This is a genomic window from Methylohalobius crimeensis 10Ki (genome assembly GCF_000421465.1).
Classification (GTDB): domain Bacteria; phylum Pseudomonadota; class Gammaproteobacteria; order Methylococcales; family Methylothermaceae; genus Methylohalobius; species Methylohalobius crimeensis.
In genome coordinates this window covers 388,710-402,713 of record NZ_ATXB01000001.1, presented here as the reverse complement: position 1 = coordinate 402,713, position 14,004 = coordinate 388,710, and the positions used below count along the sequence as shown (strand labels likewise).

The window sequence follows — 14,004 nt, the reverse complement described above, 5'->3', positions numbered from 1 at the left end:
CGCCGCCGTCCCTCAGGTTTCCGAGACTTTGTCATTTCACCTCGACCGTGACCTTCGAAACTCGGCCGGTGAATCGCGACTTCTCCTCGGATCCGATCGTCTCGACTACCGGCGTTGCGAGATCGATGCCTACGTCTGCTGTCTCGTCGACGGAGAAGACCATGGGCTGCGTGCGGTCAATGCGACCTTCGGCAACTTTTTTGTCGTTGACGAACAGCGTACCCAACCCACCTTTGCCGATGCCGACCCCGTCGTAGGCGAACTCGAAACGGATCGTCGACCGGCCTGGCTCGAGTTTGTCACTCGAAGCAATTGTGAAGCGTTGCAAGCCGAGGAAATTGTAGTCGTAGGCCGGCTTGCCATCCTCGATGTACAGCGCCCAACCGCCGAACCGTCCGCCCTGGACGATGACGGCACCGTTGGCGCCGCTCTCCGGCACCTCCACCTCGGCAGTAATGGTCTTGGACTTGTTCTTGATGTTCAGGAACACATTCTCGCTCATGCCGGTCATGCCTTCGGTCAGGGTCAGCGAAGTGCGGCCCGCCATCAGGTCGGGGCGGCCCGCCAAGGCCGCATTGACGCGCTCGACGACGCGGTCGTCGATAGGCAGCACATGGTTCTTCTCGGCTTCTTCCATAAAAAGGGCCTGCAACTCGGCCAATTTCTCAGGATGGGTCGCGGCCAGGTCGTTCACCAGGCTGAAGTCTTCGCGCGTGTCATAGAGCTCCCAGACATCCTCGGCGAGCGTCCGGCGCGGCTTCATCTCCCACGGCGCCCTGTGGATGGTGCGAGCGAACCAGCCGTCGTGGTACATGGCGCGGTTGCCGAACATCTCGAAATACTGGGTGACGTGCCGGTCCTTCGCCTCGGCGTCGTCGAAACTGTACACCATGCTCACCCCATCCATCGGGCGCTGCGGCGTGCCGTTGACGATTTTGGGCTCGGGCAGGCCGGCGGCTTCGAGAATGGTCGGGGCGACATCGATCACATGGTGAAACTGGGTGCGCAGTTCGCCCTTGGCCTTGATGCCGCGGGGCCAGCGGATCGCCATGCCGACCTTGGTACCGCCGTGGTCGGACGCGACCTGCTTAGTCCACTGGTAGGGGGTATCGAAGGCCACCGCCCAGCCCGCGGCCATGTGCGGATAGGTCTCGGGCCCGCCCCACTTGTCCAGGACCTTGAGCATGTCCGGCACCTTCTCCTGCACGTGGTTGAAATAGGTCATTTCACTGAACATGCCGTTGCGGCCGCCCTCGGCGCTGGTGCCGTTGTCGCCGTAAATCAGGAAGATCAAGGTATTGTCGAGCTGCCCGGTCGCTTCGATGGCCTTGATCACCCGACCGATCTCGTGGTCCGTCATTTCAACGAAGGCCGCGAACACCTCGGCCTGACGCGTGAATAGGCGCTTCTCATCCGCCGGGAGCGAATCCCAATCCGGGATGGCTTCGGGCTTGGGTGCAAGCGTGGTGCCCTCGGGGACGACGCCCCGCTCGATCTGCCGCGTCAGAATCTCCTCTCTCAACGTATCCCAGCCCCGGTCGAACTTGCCGGTCCAGCGGTTGATCCACTCCTTGGGCACATGGTGCGGGGCGTGCGTGGCGCCCGGCGCATAGTACACGAAGAAGGGTTTGTCCGGCGTCAGCGCCTTTTGGTACTTGATCCAGCCAACTGTCTGGTCGGTCATGTCGGAGAGAAAGTGGTACTCTGGATCGTCCGGCAGCTCGACCGGATGTACGCCGTCGTAGATGAACGGCGCCCAGTGGTTGGTTTCGCCTCCAAGGAAGCCGTAGAACTTGTCGAATCCCTGATGAATCGGCCAGCGATCGAGTGGCCCGGAGACGCTTGCCTCCCAGGCCGCGAGTTCATGCCATTTGCCGAAGGCGCCGGTGCTGTAGCCGTTGAGACGCAGCATTTCGGCAAGCGGAGCAACGGTGTTGGGAATCTGGCCGGTGTTACCGGGAAAGGCTGTCCCGGTCTCGATAATCCCGCCCATGTTGGCGACATGGTGGTTGCGCCCGCTTTTGAGCGCGGCGCGCGTCGGCGAGCAAACGGCGGTCGTGTGGAAGTTGTTGTAACGCAGTCCTTCGTTGGCGATGCGGTCGAATGTGGGCGTGCCGACCGGTCCGCCGAAGGTACTGGTTCCGGCAAAGCCGAGGTCGTCGATCAAGACGACGAGTACATTCGGCGCGCCTTCCGGCGCCTTAACCTCGAACCGAGGCGGAGGCGTTGCATTGCGCACGTCCAACTCGGTATAAAACGGACGTTCGGGTTCGGGGATCGGCAGCACCGTGCGATCGACCACGGTCGTTTGAGACGTTTCCGACGTAGTGACAGCCGGTTGATCGCAGCCAAGTAACACCAAAGCGGTCAAGACCTTCAGCGCGAGTATATGTTTTTGCATTTTCTACCTGCTCCACCTTCATCGTTAAAATTTGGTTCCCATTCAATACGGATCAAGAACGATGCCTTGGAGACACGGATTTCTTTTCACAGGAAAATCCGGTTTTCAAGGACGCCCGTCCGAATCACAGCCCCGGCGGCTTATCTTTCCAACGATAGCCCTCGGCGGCCAGCTCGTAACCGGTCTGAAACAGCTTCCGCATGTACTCGGTATCGAAGTCCTCCTCGTGCGGAGCGTTGAAGGTTTTCGGGATATAGGCGAGATTGAAATCGATGCCGTCGCGCTGGGCCTCGAGATAGATCTTGTACAAATCGCCGACGCCCTGGGTTTGGATCAGCGAGGAAATGGCGCGTCCGGCGATGCTCAGGGTGCGGCGCTCCACTTCCGCCCATTCGGGGTCGAGACGGGCATTGCGAATCACATAAAGCCGACGCTCGCGGACGATCCCGTGTTGTTGGCTGAGGTCGGCCACCTTGAGCGAGGGGGGGTAGAGGAAAACCTGCGCCATGGCGCCGCCGTCCACATGCATTTCCTGGTAGCGCCGGCCGTTCGCTTCCACGTCGATCATCACCGGCGGAAAGGCACCCGGAATGGCGGCGGACGCGAGCATGATCTTGTGGAACAGCTCCAGAGCCTTCGGGTTGCCGCTGGCCGCGATCTTGGTCATGTTCCAAATGACCGCCTGGCGCGCATCCAGGTTGGTGGTGGCCATCAGCAGCATTCGGCCCCGCGCGTGCTCCCGCGCGATTTCCTCGAGCATCGCTTCGGTCACGTGCTTCTCTACCAACCGCCGCAAGGGCGCATTGTCGGCCAGGGCGTCATTGAACACTGCAGCGAGCAGATTGCGCGGTTGGAGAATATCCTTGGGCGAACTCTCGGTGTAGACCTGCCTGAGAACGGAATCGTATTTCGGCCCGAGAAAGGCGAACGGCGCGATCAGGGCGCCGGTGCTGATTCCGGTCACGCCTTTGAATTCGGGGCGGGTGCCGGCAGCGGTCCAACCGCATAAAAGCCCGGCACCGAAAGCGCCGTCGTCGCCTCCTCCGGAAAGGGCCAGGAAAATGGCCGGGGGCAGAGGGGCGCCTTGATCCTGCTCGGCGAGATAGGTCCGTTCGCGATAAAAGCTCTCGACCGCGTCTTTGCTGAACTCGGGCATTTCCGTGCGAACCACGTAGCGCACTCCCGGGACATCGACCACTTCGGCTTTCTCGGACCAATCTTGAGGAACGGCGGGTTGCCGGACGGGCAGCGCGCAGCCGGAGAAGATCAAGGTCAAACCGACGAGGAATGAACCGAGCACTAAGCGTTGTATGGAAATTTTATTCATAACGGGATTCTTGTTGGTTGCCATACAAAAAAGTCAGTACAGTCATGGACCATGTTCGGTGCTCCCTTATGGAATGGACCGCTCCTCGATCTATCCCGGATCTCCCTCTTCCTCGCGCGCTGAAGCCGCATGTCCCGGCAATGCGGCAACCCCTCCCCTGTCGTCCGAACAATTGCGAACCTGCGCCGCATATTCGAGCCCGCGGATTTCCGCGATGACCCGAAACTGGCATTCGGGGGGCTCGGCCGCCAGCTCCATCAAAGCGGCCAGTTGACTGAAATGCTCCGAAGCGATCATCCGGCGCATCACCGCCTCCGATTCCCAGGTCTCTACGTAGCAGACGCATCGAGGGTCACCGATCGCCCCGAACAGCCGGACTCCGGTGCAACCGGATTCGGCGCGTGCACTTTTCGCAAGGGATTGAAGTGCACGCACCATGACTCTGGATCGGCGCGGCGGAGCGCGGAGTACGAGGTACAGTTCCATCATGTCCTTATTGAAAGCAGATGTTGTGCCATCTAAGGTCTCCACTCGAACGAATCCGACAACCCCAGATGGAACAAATGCTTACGGCTGGGATAGGCGAGCAGCCCGAAACACGGAGGGGGATTGCCCCACGGCATAACGGGGATTCTCCGAAATATCAGAATTAGAGATTACCGGCAGGATGGTCGCCGAATGCCGAGCTTGACCATGCGGCTGTCGAGGGTGCTGGGCTTGAGCCCGAGAATCGCCGCCGCGCCGGCCTCGCCGCGAATTCGCCAGCCGGTGGCGTCGAGCACGCGGACGATATGGTCGCGCTCCATCTCGGCCAGAGAAGCAAGACCGGCTTTTGCCGGGAGCGCCGCGGCCGACGACGCCTTGGGCGGTAAATCGATCCTGAGAACGGGGCCGCGGGCCAGAATGACCGCCCGTTCGATCACGTTGCGCAGCTCCCGGATATTACCCGGCCAGTCATAGCCGCACAGGGCCTGCAGGCTCGATTTGGCCACGGCATCGATGGATTTGCCCATGGCCCTGGCAAATTCGTCGACAAAGGTTTCGACCAGCAACGGAATGTCTTCGCGGCGCGCTCGCAGCGGCGGTGCATCGATCGGGAAAACATTCAAACGGTAGTAGAGATCCTCGCGAAAACGCCTCTCGGCGACTTCCTCGGAAAGGTTCCGGTTGGTGGCCGCGATCACCCTAACATCCACCTTGATCGGTCGCGGGTTTCCGAGGCGTTCGATTTCTTTTTCCTGCAATACCCGAAGCAGCTTGGCTTGAGCCTCCAGCGATAGTTCGCCCACTTCGTCGAGAAAGAGCGTCGAGCCGTCGGCCAATTCGAACCGGCCGATTTGCTTGGCCAAAGCCCCGGTATAGGCGCCCTTCTCGCGCCCGAACAGCTCACTTTCGATCAGTGCCGCAGGAATCGACGCACAATTCACCCGGATCATGGGCCGGTCGCTCCGCGGACTGGCTTCGTGGATGGCGGTGGCAAACAACTCCTTGCCGGTGCCGGTCTCGCCGGTGATGAGGACCGTGGCGGGGGTCGGCGCAACTTGCTCTATCTGGGCCAGAGTACGTCTTATCGCCGCGCTGCGTCCCACGATGGCGTCCACACTCCGGCGTCCCGCCATTTCCCGGCGCAGGTAGACGTTCTCCTGCTGCAGTTGCTCCTTGAGGCTCCCGATTTTTTCGAGCGCGCGCTTGAGCTCGGCGTTGGAGCGTTCGAGGTCGCTCTTGGCGCGTCGGAGGCCGGTCACATCCAAGCCGGCCCCCATCAACCGCTCGGGCCGGCCGCCCGCATCGAGCTGGCATCGCCCGGTGGCGCAGAGCCAACGCACGCCGGCATCGGGATGCGCGACCCGGTATTCTATCCGGTAGGTGCCGCCATCCTGCAATGTCTTTCGGATCGCTTCCCTGACCCGCTCACGGTCCTCGGGGACGAGACGATCCAAAAACCGTTGCAGGTTCAGTCGGTCGCCGGGAGAAAAACCGTAAATCACACGCGCCCGGTCGCTGGCCCAGATCGTGTTTTGCGGAATATACCAGACCCACAGTCCGATCTCGGCCGCCTCGGCCGCCAGCCGCATGTGTTCCTCGCTCTCCCGGAGGGCATGATCGGCGCGCTTGCGCTCCAACACATTGGCAAACACGTCGGAAATGAGACGGAGCCCCTGCACCACCTTGTCGGACCAATCGCGGGGACGGCTAGAAGCGAAGCCGATTCCGCCGCACAAGCACCCGCCCACGATCAAGGGAAAAACCAGATCGGCCCGGATTCCGTAGCGGAGGAATCCTTCCCGGTCGGTCGCACCCTCCGGTGGCAGGGCGTCCACGTCATTCATGACGAAGGCTTTGCCGGCCAGGAGGGTTCGCGTCAGGAGAGGGCCTTCGGCCGACAAGGAAACCCCGAGCCAGGGTTTCGTGCCCGGCTTGGCGTAATGGTAAATCGAGAAGAAATCCCGTCCGTCGGGTGTCACCTCGCCGATTCCGATATGATCGAGATCGAGGGTTTCGGCGATCCGCCGAAGACTTTCTTGAATTTCCGCGTCCACATCTTCCAGCGATACGCGCACGAAGCGTGCCGAAAGCTCCGCCAGCAGCGACTCGAACCGCAAGAGAGATTCGAGTTCGATCAATGCCGCATGGTTCTCTTGCTTGTCCATTGAAGCATCATATCCAAATTTACGATCCCGCTGAATAGCTGTTATCCGGTCGAAATTAGGGTGCCCTTCGCCAATGCCTCGATATCGATCATGAAAGCTGGAATATTAATACGTGTAAGGTTATTCCACCGTTCACCGACCCATGCAGACAACCGAGGAGTATGAATCCATGATAAAAATCATCTTTTCTTGCGTTTGGCTGCTTTTCCTTTCCCTCGCCGGGCAGGCGGCGGAAACCGTGCGCGTGGCGGGTTCCACCACCGTTCTGCCGATTGTCTCCGAAGCCGCCAAGCAATATCGGGAAAGCCACCCGAGGGTGAGAATCACCGTTTCCGGCGGCGGCTCCGGCGTGGGGATCGCCTCGATTCTGCAACACAGCGCCGATCTGGGAATGAGCTCGCGCGAACCGACCCCGGAGGAACAAGCGCGGCTTGACGGCCAGGCCGAACTGATTCCCGTCGCCCGCGACGCGGTGGCGGTGGTGGTATCCAAGGCGGTGGCCGTCGGCGGGGTAAAGGCGCTGACCCTGGATCAAATCGCCGCCATCTACCGGGGCGAAATCGCCAACTGGAAACAGGTCGACGGACCCGACGCCGAGATTTTGGTAATCGACAAGGAGCCCGGCCGCGGCACCCGTCACGTCTTCGCCAAGGCGGTGCTCGGCGATGAACGGGCGCGGGCGCCGGGGGCCCGGCTGGTCGCCGGCTCCAACAACGAGGAACAGACCATCGTCGCCCGCAGCGACAGCGCCATCGGCATGCTCTCCAATGCCTGGCTCAACGATCGGGTCCGATCGGTAGCGGTGATCGTGGACGGCGAACCGATCCCGCCCACCCTGGAACATATCCAAAGCGGGCGCTACCCCATCAGCCGGGATCTGCTGCTGTTGGTGCCACGAAACGCCCGAACCGAAGTGACCGATTTCGTGGATTTCATTCTTTCGCCGCCGGGCCAAAAGATCGTCTCCCAAGTGGGTTATCTGCCGGTGCAATGATGCTGCGTCTCTGGCTGAGCCTGTCGATCCTGCTGGCGCTGGGGGTGGCCCTGGCGGTGCCGGGATTCCTGGCCTTTTCATCGCTTGCCTTCTGGACCGGCCCCGGCCCGGCGGCCATCCTGGCCGGCGAGTGGTACCCTTACGAAAAACTGTACGGCCTGTTGCCGGCTCTGGTCGGCAGCCTCTGGGCGGCGCTTCTGGCGCTAGCGATCGCGATCCCTTCCGGGCTGGCGGCGGCAGTGGTGAGCGCCGAACTGCTGTCCCACCGCTGGCGGGCGTTGGTACGAATCGGAATGGAATTGATGGCCGCGGTGCCTTCGGTGGTTTACGGCCTGGTGGGACTGTGGCTTCTTCTGCCCCTCTTGCAGACCGCTTTCGGTCTGCTCACCGGACACAGCTTGCTTGCCGCCGGCTTGCTTTTGGCATTGATGATCCTGCCGACATTCATGACCTTGGGGGAAGACGCCCTTCGCGCGGTCCCCGCGGATCAACGCGAGGCGGCGATGGCTTTGGGGTTGAATTGGCCGGCGTGCTTGGGACGGGTGATCCTGGTGCAGGCTTGGCCGGGGCTGCGCAGCGCGGCTCTCCTGGCCCTGGGCCGAGTCCTGGGAGAGACCATGGCGGTGATGCTGGTGGTGGGCTCTCTCGACCGTCTTCCCCGGCCCTGGTGGAATCTGCTCCAGCCGGCCCAGACTCTCACCTCGCGAATCGGCCGGGAAATCGGCGAGGCCGCCTTCGGGTCTCTTCACTTCGCCGCGTTGATGGCCTGCGCGCTGCTTCTGGCCGCCATGGGGAGCGGCATCGCCTTTCTCGCCCACCGCCGCGGAGCCGATCGATGAGTTCCCGGATCGCCCAGGCGTTGATCGCCCTGCTCGCCCTGCCCGCCCTGGTCCTGCCGGCAGCTATATTGGGCTATATTCTGATGCGGGGGTTGCCGGGGCTGGGGCGGATTTTTTCGGCCGATGAAGCGGCGGGGTTCGGCCTCGGCGAGGGATTGACCGGCCAAATCGCCGGCTCCCTGCTGCTCACAACCGGCGCGTGCCTCGTCGCCGCGCCCGTGGCGCTCGGCTTGGCGGTGTGGTTGCATCTCCGCCAGAGCGATGCCAATCGCCCTTGGCTGACCTTGCTCCATCTGCTCCAGGGCATCCCGCCCATCGTCTATGGGCTGTGGGGCTTGGCGGTCTTCGTTCATTTGCTGCACTGGGGTGTTTCCCTGCTCGCCGGCATTTTGATCCTGGCCGCCGTCATCCTGCCCATGCTTACCCTGGGCAGCCTCGACGCCCTCGCCCGGATTCCGCCGGAACGCACCGAAGCCGCCCGAGCCCTGGGATTGAGCGATAGCGCCATTGTCGCCCGCGTCTGGCTGCCGGGCGCCGGAACCGGCCTGGCTACCGGTCTCTTGTTGGCGATGGCGCGCACCCTTTCGGAAACCGCCCCCATCCTCTTTACCGCCACCGTTTTCTCCGGCATCATTTGGCCGGATTCCTGGTTTTCCCCGGTCACTACCCTCCAGACCCATATTTTTTATCTGGCCCAGGAGGGAGTGGATCCGCGGGCGATCGATAACGCCTGGGCGGCGGCGGTGGTGCTGATCGGTCTGGTCCTGACATTCTCCCTGACCGCCCTGTGGCTGCGCCGTCTCGGAGGTCGAAAATGAACACCGACTGGCACATTGCCCCTTCCCCGGCGCCGAATCTCTCCCCGGCGGCGGAGATTTCGGATCTGAATTTGAGCCTCGGCGGCCGGCCGATCCTGGAGGGGATTTCCTTCGCCCTGCCCGCGCGCGGCATCACCTGCCTGATCGGTCCCTCGGGCGCGGGCAAAAGCACCCTGCTGCGCTGCCTCAACCGCCTCCACGACGGCTGGCGGGGAGAGATCCGGATCGACGGGGCAGCGGTCCGCAGTTGGCCGGGCGGCGCCGACGCCCTGCGCCGCCACCTCGGCCTGATCGGCCAAAAGCCGGTGGTCTTTCCCGGCTCGATCCGCGCCAATCTCCTCTTCGGCCTGCCGCGTCGGCTCAGGAAACGATCAACTTTGAAAGCAATGCAGCCGGTGCTCGAACAAACCGCCCTATGGGGGGAAGTCGCAGGCCGAATGGACGCGCCGGCGGCGGAACTCTCCGTGGGCCAGCAGCAGCGCCTGTGCATCGCCCGCGCCCTGATGCTGGGTCCGGCGATCCTGATGCTGGACGAACCCACCGCCTCCTTGGATCCGCGCTCGCGCGGGATCGTGGAAGCCTCGCTCCTGGCCCTGGCCGACAGGATGCCGCTGTTGTGGGTCACCCACGATCTGGAGCAGGCCCGCAGAGTGGGCGACCAAATCGTGTTCCTGTGCGACGGCCGATTGATCGAGCAAGGATCCGCCGAGGCATTCTTTAATCGTCCCCGGCGGATCGAATCCCGCGAATTTTTGAATTGGGCGGTTTGCAATTGCGAGCCTCCATCGTGATCGTCCCTTCCGTATTGCCTATTGCACAGAACGTATCTACACGATGAAATTGCCGAACGCCAAGCACGTGGTCATCTCCAGTGCAAAACTGCGAAATTACTTATTGTCTCCGACTCATCCGATCGGCCGCTATAAGGCCGTATTCTTCCGGGGACTTGGTTATGAACAAAATCAATGGAAAGTCTTGGAAAAAGACCTTCGCCGCCTATTGAACCAAGAAGCTGAAGAGATTGAAGTCACTGAATACGGCACCAAATATGCGGTCCGCGGTCAAATTGTGGGGCCAAACGGACGAGCTGCCGATATCATAAGTGTATGGATTATACTGAACGGGGAAAACGTACCTCGATTTGTAACCGCCTATCCGGAGGATTAGGTAATGAGCATCAACGCACTTGACACGGTGGTCTTGGCATCGGATTTACCTCAGCATGGCTTAAAGCGGGGCGATATCGGTGCTGTCGTGGAGGTCTATTCACCTCACGCCATTGAAGTCGAATTCGTGACCGCCTCGGGCCACACACAAGCACTCGTGACCTTAAATACCAGCCAGGTTCGCCCTATCGGTCCAAAAGACATTCTTGCCGTCCGCCAGCTCGACGCTGCATAAGGGCTTCAATGGCCTATTGATCTGATGATGATTGAGCGGTTGGGGTCGAACCACTCGACTCCACCGGCGCGAGACTCAAAGGAACCTCCACGATTTCCTCCGCCTGCTCCTCGACGGGAGCCGACTCGCCGCCGGCGAATTGATCGGGCTTCAGACCGGTCTCGCCCAAAGCCTCGACGATTGTCTCTTGACGGCTCCGGGCCAAGGCTACCAGCGCGTCTTTGGGGAGGGATTCCAACGCCACCAGCCGGTCGAAAAGCGCCTGGTAAAACGCGGTATCTTCACTCGCTCCACCGAACACGGCCAATAGCCGGTTCACCCGGTCCACTTTTTCGACACCGGTGGATTCTTTGTACTTCGTTTCGAATTCATTTACCGCATCTTCCCCGGCCCGCGATTTCAGCAAATTCTCCAGCGCAATCTGGTTCTTGGCGTCCTCAAAACTGACCGGCCCCGGGATTTCCCCCGGCGCCAGCTCGACCTCCATCTCCTTCGCCAGCGCCCGCCGCACCCGTCTTTGACGCAGGGCCTTCCCGTCCAGTTGCTCATCGAAGCGTCCTTGAACCACAATTTTAAGTTGCGGACGTTTTTCGAGGGCTTGGGCCAGGATATCCAGCTTTTCCCGCTCGGGCGGCAATAAGCGCGCTCTTCCCGGCTCGAACGCCAAGATTCGGTCCAGTTCACCCTCGCCGCCGAGCATCGAACCAAGGGCGCGGAACGGCGAAGTGGCCGCTTTCACAATGACATTGACGAACGCGCCCCAAATTACCTTTCCGTAGGAGAATTGGGGGTCGTCGGTGTCGCCGCTCACCGGCACGGCCAAATGGATGACGCCCTGTGAATCCTTGAGCAGGGCGATGGCGAGATCCAGAGGCAGATTTTTGGCCTGGGGCGCTTCGACCCGCTCGCCCAGGGTGAAATCCCGCAAAATCACTTCATTTTCGCCCACCAGTTGGCTGTTCTCGATCTGGTAATCCAAGTTGAGATCGAGCGTGCCGGAAGTAATTTTGCGACCCACGAAGGTCGCGCTGTAAGGGGTGAACGGTGGGATTTCGATGTTGGTGAAGGCCACACTGATATCGGTCAAGTCTTTGGGCCGAAAGGGTTTCAGCACGCCATAAACTCGGGCGAGACCATAGGGGGCGACTTGACCTTCCATCAACAGGCGGGTCTTGCTCGCCGGCTTGGACGAAATCCCTTTGGCGACGCCGGTAAAATCCTCGATATGGGCGGAGAAAGGAAATACCAGGCTCAAATCGGCGAAATCCACTTCGCCTTTGTCAATCCGCACTCGCCCCACATTGACCGGGAACGGCGCTGCCGCTGGACTCGACGATCCTTCAGATGGTGGCGTCTTCGCCGCTTTTTTCCCGGCGGCGCCGTCTTTCCCCTTGTCCTTGAGAATTTCGGCCAGATTCACTCGTTTGTCCTTGTAGATGACGATTTTCGATTCCGGCCGGGTGAGGCGCACCTCGGCGATGTCGAGATGATCGGGCGTCAAGCCGAAGTCGATCCGATTGGCGGAAAGAGCTTGCCAGGCGAAGAGCCGCTGACCGGTGTCGGCCTCGTTCAGTCGCAAGCCGTTCACGCTCAGCGCGCCGGTATAGCCGATGCCGGGTTTGGATTCCGCCTTTTGCGAATAGGCCAGGCGCCCCTGGGTGGAAAGGTCTCCGCCGACCAGTTTCAGGGTGGTGAAATGGGTCACGTAGGCGGCGAGCGGACTCAGACTGAGCTGAGACAGCTTCAATTGGGCATCCACCTTGTCGAACTTCGGCGCCAGCTGCCCGGTCACATTCAGGGTTCCTCCCTGCTTGAAGGTCAACGCGGCTTCAAAGTCAGTCGGCGTCTTGCCGTCGCCGCTCAGATGTTTAAGGGCGATTTTGTCCGCGACGATGTCGATCGCGGGGGCGGGATCGAGGCTGCGGTCGGCAAGCGCCGTCGTGACACCCTCCAACTGCAAGGTGTTCAAGGCCCAGGACCAAGGGTTTGCTTGCGTCTTCGGGGCGGACTTCGGTTCGTCTTTTTGAGGTTCGCCGCTCTTGGCCGGGGTCACCAAATCCAAGAGCGGAATCCGCCCGCCTTCTTCCCGGGCCGCCTGGATGCCTCCGCCTTGCAGTTGAACCCGTTCCACTTCAAGCGCTCGCTGCCCCAAGTCGGCACGAATGCCCGCCACGCCCAGGCTGTCCAGAGTGGCCAGCGGCGCTTCGCCGCCGCGCTGCGAAAGCCGGATGCGCTCCAGGTTCAATTGTCCGTCGGTCAAGGCACCGGTCACGCCCGCCGCTTCAGTTTCCAGCGCCAGGCCGAACGTGGTTCCGATAACCCCCACCTCCAGCTGCATGGGCGCCTTGCGGGTGGCGTCCTCGTACTGCAAACCGAGATCGGCCAACCGGATCGACGCCAAAGAGATTTTCCAAGGCTGAGCCGGCGGGGGGGACGAGGACGATTCCGCCGGTTTCGGATTGGGATTGGCGCGCACGATCCGCTGCCAGTTGAGCAATCCGCTCGCATCCAAGGCGACTCGAACCTTCCCCGGCCCGATGGCCAACGTGCCGAAGGTCGCCTGTTGTGCGGGAATGTCGACCCGACCATCGCCGAGGCTCAGCGATTCCAGGCGCAGCATCGGCTCGCTCTCCTCTTGCAGTCTCAGCACCGCGCCCTGGATCGCGATGGACAAATCCTCGAGCAGCAACTGGGAAAACCCGCGGTCGAAGGCCACGCGATAATGGGTACGCAAATCGAACGTGCCTTGCGGCTGGGCCAAATTGAGCTCGTCTTGAAAGAAGCGCCACGCCACGACCGGATGGCGCCCCAGCAATTCGAACCGCCCGCTGGATTTAAGCGGCTGCAGTGAAACATCCCCTTGCCAGATCAGTTCTCCTCCGCCGTCGGGCAGATCCGCCTGCAAGGCATACCCACCTTCCCGCTCCGGCAAGGTGGAAATGTCGTTCAACGCCAAATCGATGGACTCGGTCGTCGCCTTGGCGTGGGTGGGGTCGGACTCGTCTCGGAGGGTCACGCTGCCCTGGTTCATTTCCATATGCTGAATCAAGAGCCGGGGCGGGGCGGATTCGACCGGCGCTTCCTCCGTCTCTTCCGCCTTGGGAAACGATCGGGCGAGGGCGGCCAGATTCACCTCGCCGGCGGGATCGATGAACATCAGAAGGGAAGGCTGGTCCAGGACGATCTCCTTGAAGGTCCAAGCCCAGCGAAACACGCCCAGCAACTCGAAATCGATCCACAGGCGCTGAAAACCCAGGATTGGCCGCCCATCCGCCTCCTTGAACTCGAAATCCTTGGCCTCGAACTTGAACAGGAAAGGATTGAAATACACATCGCCGATAGACGCTTGGCGTTGGAATTGTTCCTGGGCGTAGCGAGGAAGATAGTGCTTGACCCAGTACGGGAGCAGGAAAAAACCCGCCAACGCATAAGCGACCAAAAGCGACACTGCGATGATGAAGGTCTTGCTCTTGGCGATTGCCAACAGTCGAGAAGCCATAAATCACCTTTCGATCAATCGGCCGGGACCTGGCCAAACATCCGAAATGAGGGATTTTCGCTGCGGTTGAATGC

At 61.3% G+C, this 14,004-nt stretch carries 11 protein-coding genes; 6 read left to right on the top strand and 5 right to left on the bottom strand.

Going from position 1 to position 14,004, the window contains the following annotated elements; translation table 11 throughout:
• Window positions 1-31: 31 nt before the first annotated feature.
• The 4 genes from H035_RS0102150 to H035_RS22355 form a co-directional block, all read right to left on the bottom strand.
• A complete protein-coding gene (locus H035_RS0102150; RefSeq protein ID WP_022947370.1) occupies window positions 32-2,401 on the bottom strand; it encodes an arylsulfatase in 2,370 nt (789 codons plus the stop codon).
• Between the two features lie 124 nt (window positions 2,402-2,525).
• Window positions 2,526-3,728 (bottom strand): patatin-like phospholipase family protein, encoded by a 1,203-nt coding sequence (locus H035_RS0102145; protein ID WP_022947369.1) that lies wholly within the window; start codon window positions 3,726-3,728, stop codon window positions 2,526-2,528.
• A gap of 90 nt (window positions 3,729-3,818) precedes the next feature.
• Entirely contained in the window at window positions 3,819-4,214 is a 396-nt protein-coding gene (locus H035_RS17805; RefSeq protein WP_268741927.1) for a putative quinol monooxygenase, read from the bottom strand.
• A gap of 170 nt (window positions 4,215-4,384) precedes the next feature.
• Window positions 4,385-6,379 carry a sigma 54-interacting transcriptional regulator gene (locus H035_RS22355; RefSeq protein WP_022947367.1) on the bottom strand — a complete coding sequence of 665 codons (1,995 nt, stop codon included), beginning with the start codon at window positions 6,377-6,379 and terminating at the stop codon, window positions 4,385-4,387.
• 169 nt (window positions 6,380-6,548) lie between these two features.
• Between H035_RS22355 and H035_RS0102130 the strand changes: the two genes are divergently transcribed.
• The 6 genes from H035_RS0102130 to H035_RS0102105 are packed head-to-tail and all read left to right on the top strand — an operon-like array spanning window position 6,549 to window position 10,431.
• Complete coding sequence (locus tag H035_RS0102130) at window positions 6,549-7,373, top strand: phosphate ABC transporter substrate-binding protein (protein ID WP_022947366.1); 825 nt, start codon at window positions 6,549-6,551, stop codon at window positions 7,371-7,373.
• Window positions 7,370-8,212: a phosphate ABC transporter permease subunit PstC gene (pstC, locus tag H035_RS0102125; protein WP_026596171.1), complete on the top strand. Its 843-nt coding sequence runs from the start codon at window positions 7,370-7,372 to the stop codon at window positions 8,210-8,212. Before H035_RS0102130 ends, pstC begins: the two co-directional genes overlap by 4 nt.
• Window positions 8,209-9,030, top strand: a complete 822-nt coding sequence (locus tag H035_RS17795; protein WP_022947364.1) for a PstA family ABC transporter permease — start codon at window positions 8,209-8,211, stop codon at window positions 9,028-9,030. The genes pstC and H035_RS17795 overlap by 4 nt, the downstream gene beginning before the upstream one ends.
• Entirely contained in the window at window positions 9,027-9,821 is a 795-nt protein-coding gene (locus H035_RS17790) for a phosphate ABC transporter ATP-binding protein (protein ID WP_022947363.1), read from the top strand. Before H035_RS17795 ends, H035_RS17790 begins: the two co-directional genes overlap by 4 nt.
• A 43-nt stretch (window positions 9,822-9,864) precedes the next feature.
• A complete protein-coding gene (locus H035_RS0102110) occupies window positions 9,865-10,197 on the top strand; it encodes a DUF6883 domain-containing protein (protein WP_022947362.1) in 333 nt (110 codons plus the stop codon).
• A gap of 3 nt (window positions 10,198-10,200) precedes the next feature.
• The gene (locus tag H035_RS0102105; RefSeq protein WP_022947361.1) at window positions 10,201-10,431 is read left to right on the top strand and encodes a DUF4926 domain-containing protein; all 231 of its coding nucleotides are present in this window, start codon (window positions 10,201-10,203) and stop codon (window positions 10,429-10,431) included.
• 13 nt (window positions 10,432-10,444) lie between these two features.
• Here the strand turns inward: H035_RS0102105 and H035_RS0102100 are convergent, their stop codons facing one another.
• Entirely contained in the window at window positions 10,445-13,930 is a 3,486-nt protein-coding gene (locus tag H035_RS0102100) for a DUF748 domain-containing protein (protein ID WP_022947360.1), read from the bottom strand.
• Between the last annotated feature and the right edge of the window lie 74 nt (window positions 13,931-14,004).

Bases quoted from the DNA above. Each gene is read 5' to 3' on its own strand.
- H035_RS0102150 (WP_022947370.1), bottom strand. From the start codon at position 2,401: ATGCAAAAACATATACTCGCGCTGAAGGTCTTGACCGCTTTGGTGTTA.
- H035_RS0102145 (WP_022947369.1), bottom strand. From the start codon at position 3,728: ATGAATAAAATTTCCATACAACGCTTAGTGCTCGGTTCATTCCTCGTC.
- H035_RS17805 (WP_268741927.1), bottom strand. From the start codon at position 4,214: ATGGAACTGTACCTCGTACTCCGCGCTCCGCCGCGCCGATCCAGAGTC.
- H035_RS22355 (WP_022947367.1), bottom strand. From the start codon at position 6,379: ATGGACAAGCAAGAGAACCATGCGGCATTGATCGAACTCGAATCTCTC.
- H035_RS0102130 (WP_022947366.1), top strand. From the start codon at position 6,549: ATGATAAAAATCATCTTTTCTTGCGTTTGGCTGCTTTTCCTTTCCCTC.
- pstC (WP_026596171.1), top strand. From the start codon at position 7,370: ATGATGCTGCGTCTCTGGCTGAGCCTGTCGATCCTGCTGGCGCTGGGG.
- H035_RS17795 (WP_022947364.1), top strand. From the start codon at position 8,209: ATGAGTTCCCGGATCGCCCAGGCGTTGATCGCCCTGCTCGCCCTGCCC.
- H035_RS17790 (WP_022947363.1), top strand. From the start codon at position 9,027: ATGAACACCGACTGGCACATTGCCCCTTCCCCGGCGCCGAATCTCTCC.
- H035_RS0102110 (WP_022947362.1), top strand. From the start codon at position 9,865: ATGAAATTGCCGAACGCCAAGCACGTGGTCATCTCCAGTGCAAAACTG.
- H035_RS0102105 (WP_022947361.1), top strand. From the start codon at position 10,201: ATGAGCATCAACGCACTTGACACGGTGGTCTTGGCATCGGATTTACCT.
- H035_RS0102100 (WP_022947360.1), bottom strand. From the start codon at position 13,930: ATGGCTTCTCGACTGTTGGCAATCGCCAAGAGCAAGACCTTCATCATC.